This window comes from Mycobacterium sp. E2479 (assembly GCF_001667925.1).
Classification (GTDB): Bacteria; Actinomycetota; Actinomycetes; order Mycobacteriales; family Mycobacteriaceae; genus Mycobacterium.
In genome coordinates, this window is the sequence record NZ_LZJR01000085.1 from 1 (window position 1) to 23,926 (window position 23,926).

The 23,926-nt window shown below is 67.9% G+C and carries 15 protein-coding genes; 9 read left to right on the plus strand and 6 right to left on the minus strand.

Features of this window, described 5'->3' with window-relative positions; all coding sequences use genetic code 11:
- Nucleotides 1-26: 26 nt before the first annotated feature.
- On the minus strand, nucleotides 27-335 hold the full coding sequence (locus A5686_RS12190; protein WP_067931302.1) for a hypothetical protein: 309 nt from the start codon (nucleotides 333-335) through the stop codon (nucleotides 27-29).
- A gap of 703 nt (nucleotides 336-1,038) precedes the next feature.
- Here A5686_RS12190 and A5686_RS12195 point away from each other — a divergent pair.
- Entirely contained in the window at nucleotides 1,039-1,347 is a 309-nt protein-coding gene (locus A5686_RS12195) for a hypothetical protein (RefSeq protein WP_067934405.1), read from the plus strand.
- Here the strand turns inward: A5686_RS12195 and A5686_RS27960 are convergent.
- The gene (locus tag A5686_RS27960; protein ID WP_067934407.1) at nucleotides 1,344-1,586 is read right to left on the minus strand and encodes a hypothetical protein; all 243 of its coding nucleotides are present in this window, start codon (nucleotides 1,584-1,586) and stop codon (nucleotides 1,344-1,346) included. The genes A5686_RS12195 and A5686_RS27960 overlap by 4 nt on opposite strands.
- Nucleotides 1,587-2,309: 723 nt before the next feature.
- On the opposite strand from A5686_RS27960, the gene A5686_RS12210 reads away from it, so the two are divergent.
- The 8 genes from A5686_RS12210 (at nucleotide 2,310) to A5686_RS12245 (ending at nucleotide 11,806) form a co-directional block, all read left to right on the plus strand.
- The gene (locus A5686_RS12210) at nucleotides 2,310-2,816 is read left to right on the plus strand and encodes a hypothetical protein (protein ID WP_067934410.1); all 507 of its coding nucleotides are present in this window, start codon (nucleotides 2,310-2,312) and stop codon (nucleotides 2,814-2,816) included.
- Nucleotides 2,817-2,835: 19 nt separating this feature from the next.
- Entirely contained in the window at nucleotides 2,836-3,582 is a 747-nt protein-coding gene (locus tag A5686_RS12215) for a gluconate 2-dehydrogenase subunit 3 family protein (RefSeq protein ID WP_067934412.1), read from the plus strand.
- A complete protein-coding gene (locus tag A5686_RS12220; RefSeq protein ID WP_067934414.1) occupies nucleotides 3,582-5,279 on the plus strand; it encodes a GMC family oxidoreductase in 1,698 nt (565 codons plus the stop codon). The genes A5686_RS12215 and A5686_RS12220 overlap by 1 nt, the downstream gene beginning before the upstream one ends.
- Nucleotides 5,272-7,062: a glycoside hydrolase family 15 protein gene (locus A5686_RS12225; protein WP_067934416.1), complete on the plus strand. Its 1,791-nt coding sequence runs from the start codon at nucleotides 5,272-5,274 to the stop codon at nucleotides 7,060-7,062. Before A5686_RS12220 ends, A5686_RS12225 begins: the two co-directional genes overlap by 8 nt.
- A gap of 30 nt (nucleotides 7,063-7,092) precedes the next feature.
- Nucleotides 7,093-8,109: an SDR family oxidoreductase gene (locus A5686_RS12230; protein WP_067934417.1), complete on the plus strand. Its 1,017-nt coding sequence runs from the start codon at nucleotides 7,093-7,095 to the stop codon at nucleotides 8,107-8,109.
- Nucleotides 8,097-9,212 (plus strand): enolase C-terminal domain-like protein, encoded by a 1,116-nt coding sequence (locus A5686_RS12235; protein WP_067934419.1) that lies wholly within the window; start codon nucleotides 8,097-8,099, stop codon nucleotides 9,210-9,212. The genes A5686_RS12230 and A5686_RS12235 overlap by 13 nt, the downstream gene beginning before the upstream one ends.
- 103 nt (nucleotides 9,213-9,315) lie before the next feature.
- Nucleotides 9,316-10,002, plus strand: a complete 687-nt coding sequence (locus A5686_RS12240) for a PAS and ANTAR domain-containing protein (protein ID WP_067934421.1) — start codon at nucleotides 9,316-9,318, stop codon at nucleotides 10,000-10,002.
- Nucleotides 10,003-10,024: 22 nt separating this feature from the next.
- Entirely contained in the window at nucleotides 10,025-11,806 is a 1,782-nt protein-coding gene (locus A5686_RS12245) for an ABC-F family ATP-binding cassette domain-containing protein (RefSeq protein ID WP_067934423.1), read from the plus strand.
- 94 nt (nucleotides 11,807-11,900) lie between these two features.
- Here A5686_RS12245 and A5686_RS12250 read toward each other — a convergent pair whose 3' ends face one another.
- The 4 genes from A5686_RS12250 to A5686_RS12265 all read right to left on the minus strand — a co-directional run.
- Nucleotides 11,901-12,962 carry a type III polyketide synthase gene (locus tag A5686_RS12250; protein WP_067934425.1) on the minus strand — a complete coding sequence of 354 codons (1,062 nt, stop codon included), beginning with the start codon at nucleotides 12,960-12,962 and terminating at the stop codon, nucleotides 11,901-11,903.
- Nucleotides 12,963-13,117: 155 nt separating this feature from the next.
- A complete protein-coding gene (locus tag A5686_RS12255; protein WP_067934426.1) occupies nucleotides 13,118-16,198 on the minus strand; it encodes a type I polyketide synthase in 3,081 nt (1,026 codons plus the stop codon).
- Nucleotides 16,199-16,200: 2 nt separating this feature from the next.
- Complete coding sequence (locus tag A5686_RS12260; protein ID WP_369829701.1) at nucleotides 16,201-22,545, minus strand: SDR family NAD(P)-dependent oxidoreductase; 6,345 nt, start codon at nucleotides 22,543-22,545, stop codon at nucleotides 16,201-16,203.
- A 19-nt stretch (nucleotides 22,546-22,564) separates the two neighbouring features.
- Nucleotides 22,565-23,926 (minus strand): type I polyketide synthase (locus A5686_RS12265; RefSeq protein ID WP_156750049.1); only part of this gene is annotated, 1,362 nt, incomplete at its 5' end.

Below are 23,926 nucleotides of genomic sequence, written 5' to 3' on the forward strand. Positions count from 1 at the left end.
GTTTTGATTACTTCCGACGTGGCGCGTTACACGTCGATCGTCTGGCTGACGTATGTCTCCCAGGTGGCGATCTGGCCAGCCTCTACCATGGCGGCCTGCATCTCGGGGTCGCCGAAGAGCGCCTCCTGGACCTGGCCGTACCGCGTCCAATCCTCGGCTGTGGAAAGCAGGCCGATGGCGTTGGTCGCCGGGCCCCCGATCATGGTCGCCAGCACGGTGACGTTCTCGGCGCCGTGCTTGCGAGCGAGGTCTGTTGTCTTCTTGAGTTGCTTCTGCACCTCGTCCCACTGGACGCCCGGGTTTGGGTGGATAACTACGTACGTGACGATGGTCATGATGGTGCCTCCTGTACCTCGTGGCGGTTAGCCACAAGGTAAGCAAACACCCGAATGCCGCCGCGCGCTAGTGCCAAAGTGCATTGGCTAGCAAACTAGTTGCCGCGTCGGGGCCTGCTCGCGCGCCCCGGGCCTCCGAGGCCGTCTAGGCGGTCATTTTATTGTCTTTGCATCGAATGCAATATTCGTCGTTCTGCCTTTGTGTTTCGTGTATGCCTTCGCATTCAGGGCATTGTTGAATGTATTTATGATTCGGATTCCAGTCCGAATTCATTAATCTTTGCTTTTGTATGAATTTGTTCGCTGAGTCACGAGCTCCGTTAGACAACATTTCAATAGACTTCCCTGGTCAATAGTATATTCTGGTTTTATTCAGGGTTTGCTGGTGGCTTAACAACCCATCCGGTGGGACGGGCTTGGCAGCTCGTGAATCACTAGCATTCGCAGCTACCGCCCGTTCGGGCTAACCAATGACCATTCCCCAAATGCGGCCGGTTAAACCCCGGTGGGGCGCGTAATCAACCCCACCCCCTGGCGATTCACGCTCTGCCCAAGTTGTCGGGTGCCGCGTCCGCCGCGCAAACCTGCTCGCCCGCAACGGGCGCTCGGAGATCTGCGGAAGATTGAAGTAGCCGGCTACTCTAGGCTCGCAGTTTGCCACGCCAGAGGCTGTCTGGGTCCCCTCTAGTGAAAGGTGCCCACGATGACAATCCTCGCAACCACTATCGTCCATCCGAATCCCGGCGTGGCCTGGGACGACGTTCAAAAGCAGCTGAAGCGCGCGAGCGAACTTGCCCGCAAGCATGGCGCGGAGAACGTCACTGTGCTCGTCACCATGGTCGGGGGTCAGGGAACCAACGCCGTCGGCTTCCTGACGACCGCCGAGGACTGGGCCGCCTACGGCCGGGTCCAGCAGAGCCTCAGTTCCGACCCGGATTACCAGGGGCTGCTGATTGATGCAGGCCAGATCGCCACCTGGGAGAACTACGTCAGCCAGACGATCGACGTCTAGTGCGGCGCAACGATCGATCGGGCCACCTTCAAGGGGGTGGCCCGATCGCCGTCATAGCCCACGCGCTGTGAGCCCTTGATTAAGTCTTTCGCCCGACTGCCCCCGCGGGATGGCCCGCCCCGGCCCCGCCGCGGATGAAGAAGCGGCCAGCTCGCGACGGTGATCCGGCGTGCCGTCACGGGTTCGGCTTTGCCCTTGAGGTCGAGCATGACGACCTCGCCCCCGTCGACGGCAGCCATGCGCGGTGGCCTTTGGCATGACGACTTCGCCGGCGGCCGCAACGCTTTGGAGGCGCGACGCGGTGTTCACGACGTCACGGATCGCGGTGAAGTCGCGGATCTCGCCCTCGCCGACGATCCCGACGCTGGACCGTTTCACGCCTTCCATTTCGACGCGCGCCGCCCGTCGCACGCTCCAGCGATTGCGCGAAATAGATTCCAGTGCAACATAAATCGCCGATAACAGCCGCCTCGGCAGGTCGGCCAGCCGACGGTAATCCCGTGCTACCGACTTCAGCACCCCGCTAATCCGGCTCAACCGTCGAAAAACCCGTAACCGGCGCTCCTGAAAGGTGGCTGAGAACCGGCTGCAAACCCGTTTGCTCAACATGACGCCGGGTACACAGGCCGTGCGCTTCGGTCGCGACGCGTCGTCGAGACCACCTCGGTTGAAAGACACAGCTGGGCGCTTTCCAGTTTTCTGGACGGCTTTGGCGACCGTCACTGCACAGACAGTGTCGGGACCGAAGCCTGCCAGATCGTGTTCTTCCAACGCGGAGGCGAGGCGGCCTATGGGCACGACAGCGACGGATTCACTCCACGAGCCATCCCCTCAAGTCGCCGGCGCATCCAGTGGGACACCGGGCAACGGTGTCACCGGCGTGCCGAAGGACGCCTTCGTCGACGACATCACAGCCAGCCGGTAACCGCCGGCGCGGGCAAGCGCGCGAGAAAGGGAGATAAATGTTGTTGCTGGGCAATGGCGGACGGCTAAAAGACCGCACCGCCGGCGGCGACGGACTCGGCGAGGTCCAGCACCTGGCCGGGCGAGCTTTGTACGACGTCGCGCACGGCCGTTTCGAGCGGTCGCTCTCTGGGCTCACCGCCGTGGCGGCACTCGTCACGACGGCCGAAATCTACTTCGAGCACTACAAAGCCAGCTTCGGCAACAAGTGGATGTGGAGCCCGATCGTGGTGACCCCGCCGGTGGTCGTCGCCGGAATCGGTGGGGTGTTCTCGCGGCGGTGGGCCAAACTCTGGCTCCCCATCACCGCGGGCATCTACACGGCCAACGGGCTGATGGGCGAATACCTACACGCGCGCGGGGTCGCCCGCAAGCCGGGCGGATGGAAGAACGCCTCTTACAACGTGCCGATGGGGCCGCCCATCGCAGCGCCGGGCCTGATGTGCATGGTCGGCGGAATGGGGTTACTGGCGTCGATCCTGCGCCGCGAACGGTTCCGGGACTAGGAGCGCAGGGACTCCTCAGATGGCCAACACCTCACGCCCCGACCACCTGCCCAACCTGCGCCCCGACGGCAAGCCACCGCACCCGTCCTGGCTGCCCAAGCAACGCCGCGGCACCACACCGCAAATGATCGGGCGCTACCCCGATTACGACGTGCTGGAAACCGCCGACAAGTGGGACGAGGCCACCAGGAAGGTGGTGCTGGCCAGGCTCGAACCTCCGGGCCCGCTGCGGTTTTTCACCCCGGATGAAGAGCCGTGCCTGCGCGCGTTCTGCGACACGGTGCTGGCGCAGGACGTCGAGCCGCGCGTGCCGGCGGCCGAATCCGTCGACTCCAAGCTCGCCGACGGGCGCCTTGATGGCTATCAGTACGCCGACATGCCCGACGACCGGGACACCTGGCGACTGGTATTGCGCGGGCTCGACGAGACGGCATCGACCAACTACGGCAAGTCCTCGTTCGCGGACGCCGATCCCGCCACCCGCGAAGCGATCATCGATAGGTTTTCGCAGGGGGATCTGCAGGGCGGGGCGTGGGAGAGCCTGAACGTCAAGCGCGCGTGGTCGGTGTGCATGCGAGCGACGTTGTCCGGCTTCTACTCTCACCCCTGGGCGTGGAACGAGATCGGATTCGGGGGGCCGGCCTACCCGCGCGGGTTCATGCGCCTCGGTGGTGCAACCGGACCGGCCGCCGCGCGCGAACCGTACGAGACCCCCGGCGCCACCGACGAGGATCCGGTGGAAATCGTGAACAACGGGGAGCTGTGATGGGCGACTTCTTGCGGGGCCTGTTCAAGGGAGCGGTCGAACCGAAGGACAACGATTCGCGATTCCTGCTCGACGTGCACTCGCGCGACCTGCCCGGCGAGAAAACCATGCGCCGCTACGACGACGACGACGAGGTCGACCTGGTTGTCGTCGGCGCCGGGGCAGGCGGCTCCGTCCTGGCGCAGCGGCTGGCACGCCAGGGTTGGCGGGTCGTGATCCTCGAGGCCGGCCCGTTCTGGCACCCCGACGAGGATTGGGTGTCCGACGAGGCCGGTTCGCACGCGCTGTATTGGACACAGAAACGCATCATCGGCGGCGACGACCCAATCGAGTTGGGCAAGAACAACTCCGGGCGCGGAGTCGGCGGCTCCATGGTGCACTACGCGGGGTACACCCCGCGGTTTCACCCCAGCGACTTCGAGACCTACACCCGGGACGGGGTAGGGGCGGACTGGCCCATCCGCTACGAGGATATTCGCCGCCACTACGAGCAGGTGGAGCTCGAGCTGCCGGTCGCCGGCCAGAACTGGCCCTGGGGCGATCCGCATCGCTATCCCTTTGCACCGCACCCTATCTCGGGCGCGGCCGCCAAGATCTGGGGGGGAGCCCTCAAGCTGGGCATCGAGATGCGGGTCGGTCCCGTCGGCATCGTCAACGGCACGTTCGGCAACCGTCCGCACTGCATCTACCGCGGCTACTGCCTGCAGGGCTGCAAGGTCAACGCCAAGGCCAGCCCGTACGTCACGCACCTGCCCGACGCTCTGGCCCATGCCGTGGAGATCCGCGCCAACTGCATGGCCTCACGCGTCGAGCTCGATGAGAGCGGCGCGGCCCGGGGCGTGGTCTACTACGACGAGATCGGCGGCAAAGAGCGCCTGCAACGCGCCAAAGTCGTTGCCATTGCCGGCTACTCGATCGAGACGCCGCGTTTGCTGTTGAACTCGTCCAGCGACCGGTTCCCGAACGGGCTGGGCAACAACGACGATCAGGTCGGACGCTACGTGATGGTGCAGGGCGCCACCCAGTCCGCAGGCCGGTGGTCCGAGGAGGTCCGGATGTATAAGGCGCCTCCCCCGGAAGTGACCTCCGAACAGTTCTACGAGACCGATACCTCGCGTGGATTCGCCCGCGGCTTCGCCATCCAGACCGTGTCGCCGATGCCGATCGGCTGGGCCGAACACGTCCTGGCAGACGGGCACTGGGGTCGCGCCTTGCGGGAGTACATGCGCGACTACAACCATTGGGCGACCGTCGGCGTGCTCAACGAGCTGTTGCCGCTGCCCGACAATCGCGTGACGCTGGCCGACGAGGAAGATCCGTACGGCATTCCGGTAGCCCGATTCGACTACACGCTGTGCGACAACGACAAGGCCAACATGGCGTACTCCACCAAGGTGATCGGCGACATCCTGCGTGCCGCCGACGCCCAGGACGTGCTCACCATCGAGCGCTTCGCCCACCTGATCGGTGGCGCCCGCATGGGCACCAACCCGCAGAATTCGGTCGTCGACTCCGATCAACGGGTGTGGGGCGTGCCGAACCTGTTCCTCGCCGACGGCTCCGTGTGTCCCACCCAGGGCTCGGCGAACCCGGCGCTGACGATCATGGCGCTGGCCTCGCGGCTGGCCGAACGGCTGGCCGGTGGGAAGATCGATTCCACCGCGGGACGGAGGTCGGAGGCGAAAGCCGGTGGCTGACCGAACGATCGACGTCGAGACGGTTTTCGCACCACGGGTGCTGCGGGAGTACGCGTTGCTCGCCGACGGCGAGCGCGGCGCGCTGATCGGGCCGCAGGGCGACCTGGCGTGGATGTGCGCGCCGCACTGGGACTCCGACGGCGTCTTCTCCAACCTCATTGGCGGCGGTGGCGTTTACGCGATCACCCCGATCGACGTCCGTCATGTCTGGGGCGGTTACTACGAGCCGGGCACGCTGATCTGGCGCAACCGCTGGACGACTCGCGACTCCACCGTGGAATGCCGTGAGGCGCTGGCGTTTCCGGGCGAGGCCGATCGGGTGGTGCTATTGCGGCGCCTCATGGTGTGCCGCGGCACGGCCCGCGTGCGAGTGCTGCTGGCGCCGGCAGCGGGCTTCGGCCGGCACGGCCTCGGCCAGCCGACCTCCGAAGGCGGGGTGTGGAACGGCCGGTCGGGCCGGTTGCGCTGGCGTTGGCTGGCCGGCTGCGACGTGCGCACCATCAAAGCCGCGCACGACAACAGCGAGTTGCTCGTTTGCGAGATCGCCCTCGAGGAGGGTCGCCAACACGACCTGGTGCTCGAGCTTTCCGAACACGCACTTCCCGACCAGCCTCCCGACCCCGACATGGCCTGGGACGCCACCGCGGCCGCCTGGCACCGCAGCGTGCCGCGGCTGGATTGCACCATCGCTCCCCGCGACGGTCGCCACTCCTATGCGGTGCTGCGGGGGCTGACCAGCAGCGGCGGCGGCATGGTGGCCGCGGCCACCATGAGCCTGCCCGAACGTGCGCACACCAATCAGAACTACGACTACCGGTACGCCTGGATCCGGGACCAGGTGTACGCCGGCATGGCGGCCGCCGCGGTCGGAACTACCGAATTGCTGGACCGGGCGGTCGAATTCGTCGGCGCCCGGCTGCTCGACGACGGCCCGGACCTCAAACCCGCCTACACCGTCACCGGCGGCGCGGTGCCCAGTGAAGAAACGCTCGACCTTCCCGGCTACCCCGGCGGCACCGACAAGGTCGGCAACTGGGTCAACCGGCAATTCCAGCTCGATGTCTTCGGTGAGGCGCTGCAACTGCTGGCCAAGGCGGGCGCCGCCGACCGGCTCGACGCCGAGGGTTGGCGCGCCGCGCAGACGGCAATCGGGGCCATCGAAAAGCGGTGGCGCGAACCGGATGCCGGGGTCTGGGAAACCGACAACGAGCACTGGACGCAGTCCCGCCTGGCGTGCGTCGCCGGGCTGCGTGCCATCGCGAAACTGGCCGGCGCCGGTCCCGAGGTGGCCGCGTGCGCTTCACTGGCCGATGCGATCCTGGCCGACACGGCGTCGAGCAGCCTGCACCCGCATGGCTATTGGCAGCGCAGTCCCCGGCTCACGGGCGTCGACGCATCATTGCTGTTGCCACCCGTGCGCGGTGCGGTGCCCGCCGACGACCCCCGCACCCGCGCCACCCTGGACGCCGTCCGCCGGGAACTCACCGACGACGGGTTCGTCTACCGCTTCCGCCACGACGAGCGCGACCTCGGCGACGCCGAAGGCGCCTTCCTGCTCTGCGGTTTCATGATGGCGCTGGCCGAAGATCAACTGGGCCACGGCGATTGTGCGATGCGCTGGTTCGAACGCAACCGCGCCGCATGCGGCCCACCCGGGCTGTTCTGCGAGGAATACGACGTGCGGCAGCGCCAGCTCCGCGGCAACCTGCCGCAAGCGTTCGCGCACGCGCTGATGCTCGAATGCACGGCAACCCTCGAAGACGACGAGGCCCACCATGAGTGATTACTGGACCGAGCGAAAGGCAGTTCTGCGATGACACAGACCGTGGTGATCACCGGAGCGAGCGCGGGCATCGGCCGCGCCACCGCGAGGGAGTTCGGACAGCGCGGCGCCAACGTCGTCCTGCTCGCCCGCGGCGCGGCGGGGCTCGACGGCGCCGCTCGTGATGTGGAATCCGGTGGCGGCAAGGCGCTGGCCATTCCGACCGATGTGGCCGATCACTCGGCCGTCGTCGCGGCCGCCGACCAGGCCGAAGCCGCCTTCGGCCCCATCGACGTCTGGGTCAACGTCGCGTTCACGTCGGTGTTCGCGCCGTTCAGCGAGATCAGCGCCGAGGAGTTCAAGCGCGTGACCGAGGTGTCCTACCTCGGGTACGTGCACGGCACCATGGCGGCGCTGGCCAAGATGCGCCCCCGCAACCGCGGCACCATCGTGCAGGTCGGTTCGGCACTAAGCCAGCGATCGATTCCATTGCAGTCGGCCTACTGCGGCGCCAAACACGCCGTCAACGGGTTCACCGAATCGGTGCGCTGCGAGCTGTTTCATGAGGGCTCGAAGGTGCGGATCACCGTCGTCCAGATGCCCGCGGTGAATACCCCGCAATTCGCCTGGGTGCTGTCTCGGCTCCCCCGCCATCCCCAGCCGGTGCCGCCGATCTACCAGCCCGAGGTGGCGGCGCGGGGCGTGCTGTATGCCGCCGATCATCCAGGGCGCAAACAATATTGGGTCGGCGATTCCACCATGGTGACGCTGCTGGGGCAGAAGTTCGTGGCGCCGCTGCTGGACCGCTACCTGGGCCGCACCGGATACGACTCCCAACAGACCAAGGAGCGGGTCGACCCCGACCGGCCCAACAACCTGTGGCAGCCGCTGGACCAGGAGCCGGGCAGCGACCACGGCGCGCATGGCCAGTTCGACGACAAGTCGCATGCGCACAGCCCGCAACTGTGGGCGTCCCAGCACCCGGTCGTCAGCGGCACCGGCGCGCTGAGCGCCGCCGGGGTGGGCGCCTGGCTCGCGGCGCGGGCGGGCCGCCGGTGGGCGCGATGACGCCCGACGCGCGGATCGACGAGGTCACCGCGCAGGTTTACGAAATCCCCACCGACGCACCCGAAGCCGACGGCACCCTGTCCTGGTCGTCGACCACCCTGGTACTGGCCGAGGTTGTGGCCGGCGGCCGACGCGGAATCGGCTACACCTACGCCGACGGGGCCTGCGGCAAGCTGATCGGCGGCAAGCTCGCCGGAGCGCTCACCGGACATGATCCGCTTGACATCCCGGCGCGGTGGGGGTCGATGGTCACGGCGATGCGTAACAACGGCCGGCCGGGATTGGCCTCGTGTGCCATCTCGGCGGTCGACACCGCGTTGTGGGACCTCAAGGGCAAGTTGCTGGAGCTACCGGTATGCCGGCTGCTGGGCATGGCGCACCCCGAAGTGCCGATCTATGGCAGCGGCGGTTTCACCACCTATGACGAGTCCACCACGCGCGGCCAACTCGAGCGCTGGGTCGACGAATGGAAGATCCCACGCGTCAAAATCAAGATCGGCGAATCGTGGGGCTCCGACGTCAGCCGTGACCTGGATCGGATTGCGCTGGCGCGCAAGGTGATCGGCCCCGACGTCGAACTGTACGTGGACGCCAACGGTGGCTACCGCCGCAAACAGGCGATCCGGGTTGCCCACGCAATGACCGACCACGGTGTCACGTGGTTCGAGGAACCCGTGTCTTCCGACGATCTGGACGGACTGCGGGAGGTGCGCGACCAGGTCAGCCCGGACGTGACGGCCGGCGAGTATGGCTACGACCTGGCCTACTTCAATCGGATGCTCGCCGCCGAGGCGGTCGACTGCCTGCAGATCGATGTCACGCGCTGCGGGGGCATCAGCGACTGGGTGCGCGCCGCGGCCGTGGCCGCCTCCTACAACGTGGACGTTTCCGGGCACTGCGCTCCCAACCTGCACGCCCACGTCGCCACCACCATCCCCAATTTGCGGCACTTGGAGTACTTCCACGACCACCACCGCATCGAACAGATGCTTTTCGACGGCGCGCTGTCGCCCGAGGGCGGCGCGTTGCGACCCGATCAGCATCGCCCGGGGTTCGGCCTGGAGTTCAAACGCCAAGACGCCGAGCGCTACCGCAAGGCCTGACGGTCAAGCAGGTCCTCGACACCCCATTGCGGGCAGGTATGGACACGGGCAAAAACGGGAATTGATACGCCAAGGTTTTCACAACGAGAATTGGGGAAACGCGATGACGGTGAACTCCAACGACGAAACTATTGAGCGCCGCGAGGCGCTGGTGTCCGACGTCGTGAAGCACAACGACCTGAGCGCGGTCGACCTGGTACTGGGCCTCGGTGAGCCGCAGCGCGTCGGCAGGTTCTGGTTCTACCTCGAGGGCCATCGCTGGCAATGGTCGGACGCGGTGGCGCGGATGCACGGCTACAAGCCGGGACAGGTCGAGCCCACCACGGAACTGCTGCTTCGACACAAACATCCCGAGGATCGCGAGCGGGTGGCCACCGTACTGGACCGCGTGACGAAGGGAAAGCCGTTCAGCAGCCGGCATCGGATCATCGATACCGCCGGCCGGACCCGCTGCGTCGTCGTCGCCGGCGATCGGATGCTCGACGACCGTGGTGCGCTGGCCGGCACGTCCGGCTTCTACGTCGACGTCACCGACTCGTTGCACTCCGATATCACCAACGTCCTGTCGGCGGTCTCCGAGGCCCGGGCGCGTATCGAGCAGGCCAAGGGCGTGCTGATGACCGCCTACGGCATCTCGGCCGGGCGCGCGTTCGACATTCTGGTCTGGCGTTCCCAGGAGACGAACCTCAAGTTGCGCGACGTCGCCAGCCGCTTCCTGGACGCCGTTACCAGCAAGGCGTCGGCGGAAACGCAAAGCCAGGTGGACCAGGCACTGCTGACCCTGGGTTAGCGGCGACAGTAGGGTCGTCCCAGTGGCGCACCTACTTGGAGCGGAGGCCGTACACCTCGAATATCCGACTCGGGTGGTCTTCGAATCGATCACCCTCGGAGTCAACGAGGGCGCCCGCATCGGCATCGTCGGACGAAACGGTGACGGCAAATCCAGCCTGCTGCGGCTGCTGACCGGGCGGCAACGGCCCGATTCCGGCCGGGTCACCCAGCGCAGCGGGTTGCGGGTCGGCGCACTGTCTCAGGCCGACACCCTGGATCCGGACCGCAGCGTCGGTTACACGCTGGTCGGCGAGGCGGCCGAACACCAGTGGGCCGGTGACGCGCGCGTTCGTGACGTGGTCGCCGGGCTGGTCTGCGACATCGCCTGGGAAGCAAAGGTTGCCACGCTGTCCGGCGGCCAGCGCCGCCGGGTGCAGCTGGCCAGGTTGCTGGTGGGCGACTGGGACGTCATCGCACTCGACGAGCCCACCAACCATCTGGATATCGAGGGCATCACCTGGCTGGCCGGCCATCTGCGCCAGCGCTGGGCACGCAACTGCGGCGGGCTGTTGCTGGTGACCCACGACCGCTGGTTCCTCGACGAAGTCGCCACCACCACGTGGGAGGTGCACGACGGGATCGTCGAACCGTTCGACGGCGGATACGCGGCCTACGTGCTGCAGCGCGTCGAGCGGGACCGAATGGCCGCCGCGGCCGAGGCCAAGCGGCAAAACCTGATGCGCAAGGAGCTGGCGTGGCTGCGTCGCGGGGCGCCGGCGCGCACCTCCAAGCCCAAGTTCCGGATCGAGGCGGCCAACCAGCTGATCGCCGACGTGCCGCCGCTGCGCAACACCGTCGAGCTGGCCAAGTTGGCAACCGCACGGCTGGGCAAGGACGTAATCGATCTGCTCGATGTGTCGGTCTCGTTCGGGGGCCGCGCGGTGCTGCGCGACGTCGAGTGGCGGATCGCCCCCGGCGAGCGCACCGGCATCGTCGGTGCCAACGGCGCCGGCAAGTCAACGCTGCTGGGCTTGATCGACGGCACCATCACGCCGGACACGGGCCGGGTCAAACGCGGCAAGACCGTGCGGCTGGCGGTGCTCGACCAGCAGGGCGATGCGCTGGCCGCGGTCGGCGGCGACCGGATCGCCGATGTGCTGGGCAACCTGCAGGGCGGCTATCAGGTCGATGGCCGTGAGGTCACCCCGGCCCAGCTGCTGGAGCGCCTCGGATTCGCTCGGGGCCAGCTGTCCGCCCGCGTCGAGGATCTGTCCGGCGGTGAGCAGCGGCGGTTGCAGCTGATGCTGACGTTGTTGGCCGAGCCCAACGTGTTGCTGCTCGACGAGCCGACCAACGATGTCGACACCGACACCCTGGCCGCGATGGAGGATCTCCTGGACTCGTGGGCGGGCACTCTGATCGTCGTCTCGCACGACCGCTACCTGCTGGAGCGCGTCACCGATCAGCAGTACGCGGTGCTCGACGGCCGGTTGCGGCATCTGCCCGGCGGTGTCGACGAGTATCTGCAACTGGCCGAGCGGCGGAGGGGCGAGACGACCGCCGGATCACCGCGGCCCCGCGACCCCGCATCGCGAGCGATGTCGGGCGCCCGGCGCCGCGCGGCCGAAAAAGAGGTGGCCTCCATCGATCGCCAGCTCGCGCGATTGGCGGATCGGATCGAGGAAAAGCACAACGAACTCGCCGCGCACGACCAGTCCGACCACATTGGCATCACCCGGCTCACCCAGGAGTTGCGCGCGCTTCGAGACGAGGTCGCCGAGACGGAGAGCCGCTGGCTGGAGCTCTCCGAGCTGCTGGAATGACGAACCTGTGGCGACCGCAAGCGTGGCGAAGCCGCACCGGCGGGTCGACACCGCTGTACTGAGCCGCAACACATTTCGCGATGCGGTCACAAAATCAGTGCCAGCGCAGCAACACCAGCTCGGAGCCGAAGCCGGGACCCATTGCGAGCATCAGCCCGGGGCTGCCGCTGGGCGGCGGTTTGGCGATGGTGTCGCGCAGGATGTGCAGCACCGACGCGGACGAGAGGTTGGCGACTTCGCCGAGCGAGCGCCAGGTCAATTCCTGTGCCTCCAGGGGCAATTCGAGGCTTTTGGCGATCGTGTTTATCACCCTTGGGCCGCCGGGATGGGTCACCCAGGCGCCGATGTCGTCCTTGGTCAGCCGATGTTCGGCGAGGAAACTGTTCACGTCGTCGGCCAGGTAACGGTCGATGACGTTCGGTAGTTCTGGCGACATCGCCAGTTGCATGCCGTCCGAACCGATGTTCCAGCCCATGATGTGCAGCGATTCGGGGTACAGACGGCTGCGCGAATCCACGATGTCGGGTCCGGCGGAATTCAGTCGCTCGGCCCGCCGGTCGCCGACGGCGATCACGGCCCCGGCGCCGTCACCGAACATGGCCGTCCCGACCAGTCCTGACACGGTCGGCCTGACCGTCGGGAACGTGAGCGAACACAACTCGACCGACACCAGGACGGCGACACCGTCGGGCGCGCCCCGAAGGTAATCGTGCAGGCGTCCGACGCCCGCCGCGCCGGCCGCGCAGCCCAGTCCGAAAAGCGGAGCCCGGCGCACGTCCGGGCGCAGGCCGAGCCGCCCGACGAGCCGGGCATCGAGCGACGGGACCGCGATGCCGGTGACCGTTGTGGTGGCGATCATGTCGATGTCTTGCGGCTGCAGCCCGGCCTCGTCGAGAGCGCCCAGCACGGCGTCGCAGCCCAGCTGCACGGCTTTGTCGATGAAGATCTCGTTGGTCGCGCCGAAATCGGTCAGCTCGCGGTACCGCTCGAGGGGCAGCACGAAGTGGCGGCCGTTGACTCGGGCGGCGGCGTGCAGGCGCCGGACCACGCCTTCGTGTTCCTTCAATGCGGGGAGGTCGACGAGCGCGTCGGTGATTTCGCTTTGGCTATACCGATGCGGCGGCAACGCGCCGAATACACCGGCGATGACGCTCATGCTCTATCCTCTTGATTTCTTAACAAATACGCTCCCCTTACATGCGGCGAACTAATGCGCTTCCGCTTGGCGGTGCAAAAATTTCGCGTATTCAACACATGTCTTATTAAGTCGGCTTTACGTCCACGTAATCATATCCGCCAGCACGGAATTCGTCATTCGGCATCATCCTCTTCCGCCGAGCTGAGCGCCATCGCGATTAACGCTTCGGGCGTCAACGAGTCGATGTCGTCGGCATTGACATTTGCATCGGAGACTGATGTTTCCGGCGTGCCGGCGAGCAATAGAAGTTTCTCGAGCAGTCCCGTTCTTCGAAGCTCGCGCATGGGTATGTTGCGCAGCGCCGACCAAATTTTTTCCTCCTCCGATTCGCCCGCTTCGTCATGCAGAAGCTGTCGGCGAAGATGGTCGGCCAGCGCCGCCGGCGTCGGATAATCGAAGATCAGCGTTCGGGACAAAGCGAGGCCGGTATGGCTGGTGAGCCGGTTACGCAGCTCAACCCCGGTCATCGAGTCAAAGCCGAGGTCGCCGAAAGCGCGGTCGTGGTCGATGGTGTGGCCACCCGGATGCCCGGACACGGCGGCCGCATGCTCGCAGACCAGCTCCACCAGTACCCGATGCTGGTCGTCGGGCGTCAGTCCGTGCAGCCGGTGCGCCAAATCGGGCGTTCGGGTGGCCGTGGCGGGCGGCGTTTGAGTCGCGCTGGCACCCAGCCAAAACCTCTGCCGCGCAAAGCCATACGTCGGCAACTCGACTCGTCGCGCGTTCCTCCCGGCGAACACGCCCGACCAGTCGGCGTCGAGGCCACGGGTGAACAACCTGCCCACCGCACCCAGCACCGATTCCGTCTCGGGCCGATCCTTGACCATGGTGGGCACCGATATGGCCCGTTCGTCGCTCAGCGATTGGTCCACCGCGGCGGTCAGCGAGGCGCCCGGACCCAGTTCCACGAAGAGTTCGGCGCCGGCGTCCTCGGCAGCGCGCACGCCCTCGAAGAAGCGCACCGGCTGACCGACATGCGCCGTCCAGTACTGAGGCGATCCGTAGCCGGCGCCGGCCAGCCGCCCGGTCACGTTAGACACCAACCCGATTCGCGGCGCCCTCACCTCGATGCCGGCCACCGCCGCGGAAAATTCCGCCATCATGGGCTGCATCAACGGCGAATGAAACGCGTGCGACACCGCCAGGCGATGCACGCGCCGGCCCTCCCGGGCCAGCCGGTCCGCCAGGGCTTGAACGGGCGCCCGCGCACCGGAAAGCACCACAGCGTTGGGGCCGTTGACCGCCGCGATGCTCACCTCGTCGTTCAGCAACCCGGCCACCTCGGCCTCGCCGGCGCCGACCGCCATCATCACCCCGCCGGCAGGCAGCCCCGCCATCAATCGTCCCCGCGCCGTCACAATGCGCGACGCATCCGCGAGCGAGAGCACCCCGGCCACACAGGCCGCCGCGATCTCGCCCACCGAGTGGCCCATCACCACATCCGGCGCCACACCGAAGGACTGCCACAGCGCCGCCAGCGCGAGCCCGAGCACGAACAACGCCGGTTGGGCGAACTCGGTGCTACGCAGCAGCTCCGGGTCGGCGCCCCACATCACCTCACGCAGCGGCAGCCGCAGATGAGCGTCCACCGCCGCGGCGGCCTCGTCGTAGGCCCGGGCGAACACGTCGAACCGGGCGTAGAGTTGGCGTCCCATGCCCAGCCATTGCGACCCCTGGCCCGGAAACACAAAGACCGTCTTGCCCAATGGCATCGCCCGGCCCACCGCCACCTCCGGCGTCGACTCACCCGCCGCGAGGCCCGCCAAATTCCTTGCCAGTGACGGACGATCGCCGCACACCAGCACCGCGCGGTGCTCGAAGACAGTCCGGGTGCTGACCAACGACCAGGCCATGTCGAGCGGGCTCACGTCGGGGCGGTCGGCCATATAGGCCGACAGGCGTCGCGCCTGGTTGGCCAACGCCTGTGCCGAGCGGGCCGACAATACCCAGGGCAATGCCTCGCCCCCTGGCGTCTCGGGTCGCCTGATTTCCCGCTGGGCGGGTGGTTGCTCGACGATGAGGTGCGCGTTGGTGCCGCCCATTCCGAACGAGGACACCCCGGCCCGCCGCGGACGATCCATCGACGGCCAGGGCGTCAGGGAGGTGTTGACCTGCAGCCCAAGGTTGTTGAGCTCACCGTCAGGGTCGGTGTGGTTGAGGCTGGCCGGGATGGCGGCATGTTCGATCGCCAGTACGGCTTTGAGTAGTCCCGCGATCCCCGCGGCGCCTCCGGCGTGGCCGGTGTTGGTCTTCACCGATCCGACCAGCACCGGATCGTGGGCGCGCTCGGCGAAGATCTCCCCCAGCGCCTGAGCTTCGACCGCGTCGCCGACCTTCGTCCCGGTGCCGTGGGCCTCGATGTAATCGATGTCGCTGCCCTGCAGGCCGGCATCGGCGAGCGCGCGCCGGATCACGTGCGCCTCGCTGCGCGCCGATGGCACGGTCTGAGCGGTCGCGCTGTGCCCGGCGTTGGCGACGGCGCTGCCGCGAATGACCGCGCGGATGCGATCACCGTCATCCAGTGCCGACGGTAAGGGTTTGAGCAGCACCAGTCCGCCGCCTTCACCGCGCACGTAGCCGTCGGCGCGCCGATCGAACGCATATGTGTGACCCGACGCCGATACCGCGCCGAATTCCCTTTCCATCACCGCGATTTCGTTGGCCAGGTTGAGATGGACTCCGCCCGCGATCGCCAGCGTCGACTGGCCGGTGGCCACGCTTTCGCAGCCAAGGTGCACCGCCACCAGAGAAGACGACTGGCCGGAATCGACGGTCATGCTCGGGCCATGCAATCCGAAGGCGTACGAGATGCGGTTGGCGATCATCGCACGGCTGATCCCGGCGAAGGTGTGGTGGTCCAGGTTATCGGCAAGGTCGCGCAGCGTCAGTGCGGCGTAGTCATCTGTCATCGCCCCGAGGTAAACCGAAATTTGCTCTCCCCGAAGCGTTTCCGGCAATAGGTAGGCGTCTTCGAACAATTCCCAGGTCAGTTCGAGGGCCAGGCGTTGCCGGGGATCCATGGCGCACGCCTCACGCGGTGACAGGTTGAAGAAGTCGGCGTCGAATTCGCCCGCGTCCCCGGTGAACTCAGTGGCCTCACGTCCCTCGCGGATCAAGCGCCAGAACGCGGCGGGGTCGGCGGCGGCGGGAAACCTGCATGCCAGCCCGATGATCGCTACGTCGGTCGACGGCAAGGTCAGGGGCCGACTTCGTCGTCGAGAATCGCGAAAAGCTGGTTCTCGGTGGCGGTTGAGATGTCGTCGTCGAACGCGTCCTCGGGGTGCAGCAGCAGCGGGGCCGGCGATGTGCCCGTCACGCTGCTCAACAGACTTTCCAGCCGGGTGATGAGCTGCGCCCTGTCGCCGGGACTCAGATCGGGCTGGTTGAGCAGGGCCTGTAGCTCTCGGGCAATGCCGTTGAAGCGGGTCACGCGATCGGGCGGTTGCCCTTCGGGGGCGCTGGTGGTCAGCTGGGCGTCGAGGTGTTCGGCAAGTGCGCTTGGCGTGGGCTGGTCGAAGATCAGCGTGGGCGAAAGGGTGAGCCCCGTCGCGATTTTCAGCCGGTTGCGCAGTTCGACGGCGGTCAGCGAATCGAAGCCGAGGTCTTGAAACGCGTCCCCGGCGTTGACGTCCGCGGTGCTGTGGCCCAATACCGTGGCCGCATTGGTGCAGACCAATTCGATTAGTTCGGCACGCCGCTGTTCGGGGGTCATGCCCTCCAGGCGCGCCCGCAGGCCCGTCAGGGACACCATGTCGGTGTGCTCCAGGACCCGGCGGGCCGGGCGGCTGGCCAGCTGGCTGAGCAACGGCGGCAGCGTGTCGCTGTGGTGCGCCAACGCTGCCCTGTCCAGTCGGGTGCCCACCACCATGGGGTGCTCGGTCAGCAACGCGGCATCCAGCAGCTCCAGTGCCTGCATGGTGGACAACGCGCTCAACCCGGCCCGGCTCATCCTGGCCTTGTCACGATCGCCGAGGTCCCGCGTCATCGTCGAGATCTCCTCCCACATCCCCCAGGCCACCGACAAACCCGGCAGCCCGTGGGCGCGGCGGTGCGCGGCCAGCGCGTCGAGGAAGCTGTTGGCCGCGGCGTAGTTTCCCTGGCCCGGCGCACCCACGATGCCGGCCATCGACGAAAACGCCACGAACGCCGACAGATCCAGCTCCTTGGTCAACTCGTGCAGATGCCAGGCCCCGTCAACCTTGGCACGCAGCACCGTGTCGATGCGAGCGGGCGTCAACGACGCGATCACCGCGTCGTCGAGTACGCCCGCCGCGTGGAACACCGAGCGCAACGGGAACTGCGCGGGCACCCCCGCCAGCACCGCCGCGACGGCATCCCGGTCGCCGACATCGCAGGCCGCCACGGACACCGATGCGCCCTTTTGGCGCAATTCGGCGGCCAGCTCCGCCATGCCGTCGGCGCGTTCACCGCTGCGGCTGACCAGCAGCACATGGGGCACCCGGTGCCGCTCCACAAGGTGCCGCGCCACCGCAGAACCCGCCATTCCGGTGCCACCGGTGATCAGCGCGGTGCCGCCCGCCAGCCCGGCGGGACCGTCCGGCATGGTGAGCACGACCTTGCCGATGTGGCGGGCCTGGCTGACAAACCGGTAGGCGTCGGCGGCGGCGCGCGCGTCGAACGCCTTGACCGGCAACGGCGTCAGCACCCCTCCGGCGAACAGCCGCATCAATTCCGCCAGCATGTCGGCGATGCGGTCGGGGCCGGCCTCCATCAGGTCGAACGCGCGATACGTCACGCCGGGGTGAGCCGCCGCGACGGCAGCCGGGTCCCGCAGGTCGGTCTTGCCCATTTCAATGAAGCGCCCGCCTGGCCCGAGCAGCCGCATTGACGCGTCGTTGAACTCCCCCGCCAGGGAGTTGAGTACCACGTCCACGCCACCGGCGAATTTCCGCTCGAAATCCAGGGTGCGGGAATCCGCGATGTGCGCATCGTCGAATCCCATGGCATGCAAGGTGTCCCACTTGCCGCGGCTGGCGGTTGCGAACACCTCCGCGCCCCAATGCCGGGCCAGCTGGACCGCGGCCATGCCCACGCCGCCGGTGGCAGCGTGCACCAGCACCCGCTCCCCGGCGCGCAAGGCCGCCAGCACCGATAGCCCGTAGTAGGCCGTCAAAAACACCACCGGCACGGCCGCGGCCTGCGTCATAGACCACCCGGGCGGCACCCGGGTCACCAACCGGCGATCGACGGCCGCCTCGGAGCCCGCCGAACCGAAAATCCCCATGACCGCGTCCCCCGCCGCCAAATCCGTTACACCGGCTCCGAGTTCGGTGACGATTCCCGCGCCCTCGGCGCCTAGCTGTGCGGCGCCGGGGTACATGCCCAGCGCCACCAGCACATCACGGAAGTTCACGCCGGCCGCGGCCACCCTCACCCGCACCTGACCTGTTTCCGGTGTCGTCGGCGGGTGCTCCTGCACCGCCAGGTCCTCGAGCGTCCCGGCGTCGCCGGCGGCCAGCCGCCACGCCGACGGCGGGTCGGGCAGCTGCAGCATGGTCCGCTGGTCGGCCGGCTTCAGCCGGGGCCTGTACGCCACACCGTCGCGCACCACCAATTGCGGCTCGTCACAGCCGATCACCGTTGCGACGTCGAGTGTTCCGTCGGTATCGACCAGCACCACACGGCCCGGGTGCTCGGCCTGCGCCGAACGCGTCAGGCCCCACACGGCGGCACCGGCCAGGTCCGCGACGTCCTCGCCGTCCAGTCCCACGGCTCCGCGGGTCAGCACCACCAGGACCCCGGCCGCGTCCCCTGTCAGCCACGGTCCCAGCGCACCCAGCGCCTGGTGGGTCGCGCTATAGACGGTGGTGAGCGCGTTGGAGTCCACACACGGCGACTCCCAGACCGTGAAGTGCTCGCCGATGTCGTTGCCGGGCAGCGGTACCGGCGACCACACCACGTCGAGCAGCTCACCGCTGCCGGAACGTGCTGCCACGGCCGCGGACAACTGATCGGCCGAGACGGCACGCGTGACCAGCTCGCGCACCGACAGGACGGGCAGCCCCGACGAGTCGGCCAGCTCGACCGACACGGCGCCGGCACCGGCCGGCGCCAGTCTCACCCGGACCCGCGATGCGCCGGCCGCGTACAGACTCACCCCCTGCCACGAGAACGGCAGGACGGTCTCGATGCGCTCGTCGGCCACTCCCAGCGCATGCAGTGCCGCGTCGAGGACCACCGGATGAAGGCCGAAGTTACCGGCCGATACCCCGGCCTGTTGCGGAAGCTCCACCTCGGCGAAAGTCTCAGTCCCCCTGCGCCAGACGGCCCGCAACCCCTGAAAGGCCGGTCCGTATCCGTAGCCCCGGTCCGCCAGGCCGTCGTACGCGCCCGCCACGGGTACGGCGTCCGCACCCAGCGGCGGCCACACCGACAGGTCAGTGCCCCGCGCGACCGCACCGTCGCTCAGCACGCCTTCGGCATGCAACACCCAATCTGATTGCGCGGCACGCGAATACACTGCGACCGAACGGGTTCTGGCCTCGTCCGCCGCCGCGACCACCACCTGTAGGTGCACCACCCCGGCCGCCGGCACCGTAAGCGGTGCGGACAGCGTCAACTCTTCGATCATCGAGCAGCCGACCTCGTCGCCGGCCCGCAACGCCAGCTCCACGAAGCCGGCCCCCGGGAACAGCACCGTGCCGCCGACCGCGTGGTCGGCCAGCCATGGCTGAGCCGCCAGCGAAAGCCGGCCCGTCAACACCACACCACCCGAATCCGGCCGGTCGACCACCGCGCCCAATAGCGCATGCTCGGCCTCGGCCAGACCCAGGCTGGCGATGTTGGCCGAACCGACCGAATCGCTGGATAGCCAGAACCGGCGCCGCGCAAAGGCATACGTCGGCAGCTCGACACGCCGGGCGTCCGTCTCGGCGAAGGCCGCGGCCCACCGCACCTCGGCCCCGGCCGTGAACAGCTGTCCCGCAGCGCGCAGCAGCGAGTCCACTTCGGGGCGGCCCTTGGCCATTGTCATCACCGAGATCGCCCGGTCAGTCGTCAAGGATTGCTCCACCGCGGACGTCAACGCCGCCCCCGGGCCCACCTCCAGGAACACGCCGGCGCCCAGCGATTCGGCCAGCCGCACACCGTCGATGAATCGCACCGGCTTGCGCACATGGTCGACCCAGTACCCGACGGTGCCGTAGTCGGGTCCGGCCAGTTGCCCGGTCAGGTTGGATACCAGGGCAACACGCGGCTCACCCGGCGACACATCAGTGATCGCCGTCGCGAAGTCCCCCATCATCGGCTCCATCAACGACGAGTGAAACGCGTGCGAGACCGCCAGCCTGTGCACCCTGGCGCCGTGGTCCGCCAGCCGGTCCGCGACCGCGGCCACCGCGCCCTGCTCGCCGGAGAGCACCAGCGATTGCGGGCCGTTGACCGCCGCGATGCTCACGGCACCGCTGAGCAAGGGAGTTACCTCTGCTTCCGTCGCGGTCACGGCGACCATCACCCCGCCGGCGGGCAACCCGGCCATCAACCGGCCGCGCGCCGCGACGAGCCGCGCCGCATCGGGCACCGACAGCGCCCCCGCCACACACGCAGCGGCGATCTCTCCCACCGAATGGCCGATCACCACATCGGGTTCCACACCGAAGGACTGCCACAACGCGGCCAACGCGATCTCCAAGACGAACAACGCCGGCTGGGCAAACTCCGTGCTCTGCAACAACTCCGGGTCGCCGCCCCACATCACCTCACGCAACGGCAACCGAGCGTGGGCGTCGACCGCCGCGACAACCTCGTCGAAAGCCTGGGCAAACACGGGAAACCGCTCGTACAGCTCGGCGCCCATGCCCAGCGACTGCGAGCCCTGTCCGGGGAAGACGAATACCCGCTTGCCCACCGATCGGATCCGGCCGACCAGCACGTCCGGGTCCGGCCGACCGGACGCCAGCCCCGCCAACCCCGCGGTCAGCGCCTCGCGGTCGGCACCCACCAGCACCGCGCGGTGCTCGAAGGCGGCCCGGGTGGTCGCCAGCGACCAACCCACGTCAGCCGCTCGCACGCCCTCGTCGGCACTGAGCCGATCCAGCAGTCGCTGCGCCTGACCGGCCAGCGCCTCTGGAGACCGGGCCGAAACCACCCACGGAACCACCGGATTCGGCGTCGCGGCTACCCGTTCGGGTTCGCTGTCGAGTTGCGCGGGGGCCTGCTCGACGATCACGTGCGCGTTGGTGCCGCTGATCCCGAACGACGAGACGCCGGCCCGCCGTATTCCGCCGTGATCGGGCCATGGCCGCGGCTCGGTCAACAGCGACACCGCACCGGCCGACCAATCCACGTGCGGCGACGGCTCATTCACGTGCAGCGTCTTGGGCAGCACGCCGTGCCGAATCGCCTGCACCATCTTGATCACCCCGGCCACCCCCGCCGCTGCCGAGGTATGCCCGATGTTCGATTTGATCGAGCCCAACCACAGCGGCCGGTCCGCCGGGCGATCCTGACCGTAGGTCGCCAACAGCGCCTGGGCCTCGATGGGATCCCCGAGGGTGGTGCCGGTGCCGTGACCCTCAACCACATCCACGTCGGCCGCCGCCAGTCCGGCGTTGGCCAACGCCGCCCGGATCACCCGCTGCTGCGACGGCCCGTTCGGTGCGGTCAACCCGTTCGACGCGCCGTCCTGATTCACCGCCGTGCCGCGCAGCACCGCCAAGACGGGATGCCCCAGGCGGCGCGCGTCGGCCAGCCGCTCGAGCACCAGCACACCCGCGCCCTCCGACCACGAAGTCCCGTCCGCCGCACCGGCGTACACCTTGCACCGGCCGTCGGGGGCCAGCGCACGCTGGCGGCTGAACTCGACGAAGGCCGCGGGGGTGGCCATGACGGTCACACCGCCTGCCAGCGCCAGATCACATTCGCCCGACCGCAACGACTGCGCGGCCAGATGCATGGAGACCAACGACGACGAACACGCGGTATCCACCGACACGGCCGGGCCTTCCAGGCCCAGCACATAGGACACCCGGCCCGAGGTCACGCTCAGCGTCGAGCCCGTGAGGCCGTAGCCCTCCAGCTCGCCCTTCACCTCGCCGCCATAGCCGGCGTGAATGACCCCAGCGAACACTCCGGTCGCCGAGCCGCGCAACGCGAATGGGTCAATGCCCGCCCGTTCCAACGCTTCCCAGCAGATCTCCAGCATCATCCGTTGCTGGGGATCCATGGCCAGCGCCTCGCTGGGCCCGATGCCGAAGAATCCGGCGTCGAACTCACCCGCGTCCTGCAGGAAGCTGCCCTGCCGGGTGTACATCTTTCCCTTGGCATCGGGGTCGGGGTCGTACAGCCCTTCGACGTCCCAGCCGCGATCGGCCGGGAAGTCCGACACCGTGTCGCGCCCCTCGATCACCAGTTGCCACAGGTCTTCTGGTGATTCGACTCCACCGGCGTAGCGGCACGCCATGCCCACCACCGCGACGGGCTCGGAAAGCCGGCCCTCCAATTCCGCGACGCGCCGCCGGGTCCGCCTGAGATCCGCCGTGAGGCGTTTCAGGTAGTCGACGTGCTGCGTGGTGCCCGGCATCGTTGCTCCTTGTGGGGTGTCAGCGGCCGAGTTCTTCATCGAGGATCGCAAAGAGTTGGCTTTCGGTGGCGGCGTCGAGGTCGTCGTCGAGATGTTCGGCATCTCCAAGATCGCCCGGCGGGAGCGCGGCGAGCAGGTTGTGAATGCGGGTCCTCAGCACCGACTTGTCGTCGGCATCCCAGCTGGGCGCCCCGAGCAGCGCCTGCAGTTCCCGCGTGATGTCGTTGAAGCGACCCATCAAATTCGGCTGATCGCCGGCGCCCGCAGTACCGGCCAGCTGGGTGTCCAGATGAGCCGCCAGCACGGTGGGTGTCGGATAGTCGAATATCAGTGTCGGCGAAAGGCTAAGGCCTGTAGCATTTTTGAGCCTGTTGCGCAGCTCGACGGCGGTCAGCGAATCGAACCCCAGCTCTTGGAAGGCGCGGTCGGCATTGACGTCCGCCGGACTGGGCACACCCAACACCATCGCCGCGTTGCCGCAGACCAGGTCGACCAGCTCGCGCTGTCGCGCCTCGGAACTCAGGCCGTGCAGCCGCGCCGAAAGCCCGCTCGTCGAGGCGGTGACGTCGTTGTCGTCGATGACACGCCTGGTGGGACCGGCCACCAGTTCCCGCAGCAGTGGCGGCAGCGCGGCGACGTTGTCGGACAGGGCGGCCCGGTCCACCCGGGCCGCAACCAGCACCGGACTGTCGACGAGCATCGCGGCGTCGAAAGCCGCCAGCGCCTGTTCGGTGGACAGCGGCGCCAGCCCGATTCTGCTCATCCTGGCCTTGTCGCGGTCCCCAAGGTGCGCGGTCATCGCCGAGGCCTGCTCCCACAGGCCCCAGGCCAGCGACAGGCCAGGAAGTCCCTGGGCGCGCCGGTAGGCGGCCAGCCCGTCGAGGAAACTGTTGGCCGCCGCGTAGTTGGCCTGGCCCGGGGTCCCCACGATCCCGGCCATCGACGAAAACACCACGAACGCCGAGAGATCCAGCTGCCGGGTGAGCTCGTGCAGATTCCAGGCTCCGTCGACCTTGGCGCGCAGAACCGCCTCCACCCGATCCGGGGTCAGCGACGAGATCAACCCGTCGTCGAGAATGCCCGCGGCATGAATGACTCCGCGCAGCGGATAGCCCGCCGGTATCTGGGCCAGCATCGCCGATGCCGCTTCGGGGTCGGCGACATCACAGGACACGACCGACACCTGCGCCCCGCCCTCCCGCAGCGCGGCCACCAGGTCGGTGACCCCGGCGGCCCGGGCGCCGGTCCGGCTGACCAGCACCACGTGGGCCACTCGGTAACGGTCAACGAGGTGGCGGGCCAGCGCCGAACCGGCCATACCGGTGCCACCGGTGATCACCACGCTGCCCCCCGCCAGCCCGCCACCGCAGCCACTGAGCAC

Coding starts and splice junctions, on each gene's coding strand:
- A5686_RS12190 (WP_067931302.1), bottom strand. CDS start 335: ATGACCATCGTCACGTACGTAGTTATCCACCCAAACCCGGGCGTCCAG.
- A5686_RS12195 (WP_067934405.1), top strand. CDS start 1,039: ATGACAATCCTCGCAACCACTATCGTCCATCCGAATCCCGGCGTGGCC.
- A5686_RS27960 (WP_067934407.1), bottom strand. CDS start 1,586: ATGGCTGCCGTCGACGGGGGCGAGGTCGTCATGCTCGACCTCAAGGGC.
- A5686_RS12210 (WP_067934410.1), top strand. CDS start 2,310: ATGTTGTTGCTGGGCAATGGCGGACGGCTAAAAGACCGCACCGCCGGC.
- A5686_RS12215 (WP_067934412.1), top strand. CDS start 2,836: ATGGCCAACACCTCACGCCCCGACCACCTGCCCAACCTGCGCCCCGAC.
- A5686_RS12220 (WP_067934414.1), top strand. CDS start 3,582: ATGGGCGACTTCTTGCGGGGCCTGTTCAAGGGAGCGGTCGAACCGAAG.
- A5686_RS12230 (WP_067934417.1), top strand. CDS start 7,093: ATGACACAGACCGTGGTGATCACCGGAGCGAGCGCGGGCATCGGCCGC.
- A5686_RS12240 (WP_067934421.1), top strand. CDS start 9,316: ATGACGGTGAACTCCAACGACGAAACTATTGAGCGCCGCGAGGCGCTG.
- A5686_RS12250 (WP_067934425.1), bottom strand. CDS start 12,962: ATGAGCGTCATCGCCGGTGTATTCGGCGCGTTGCCGCCGCATCGGTAT.
- A5686_RS12260 (WP_369829701.1), bottom strand. CDS start 22,545: ATGCCGGGCACCACGCAGCACGTCGACTACCTGAAACGCCTCACGGCG.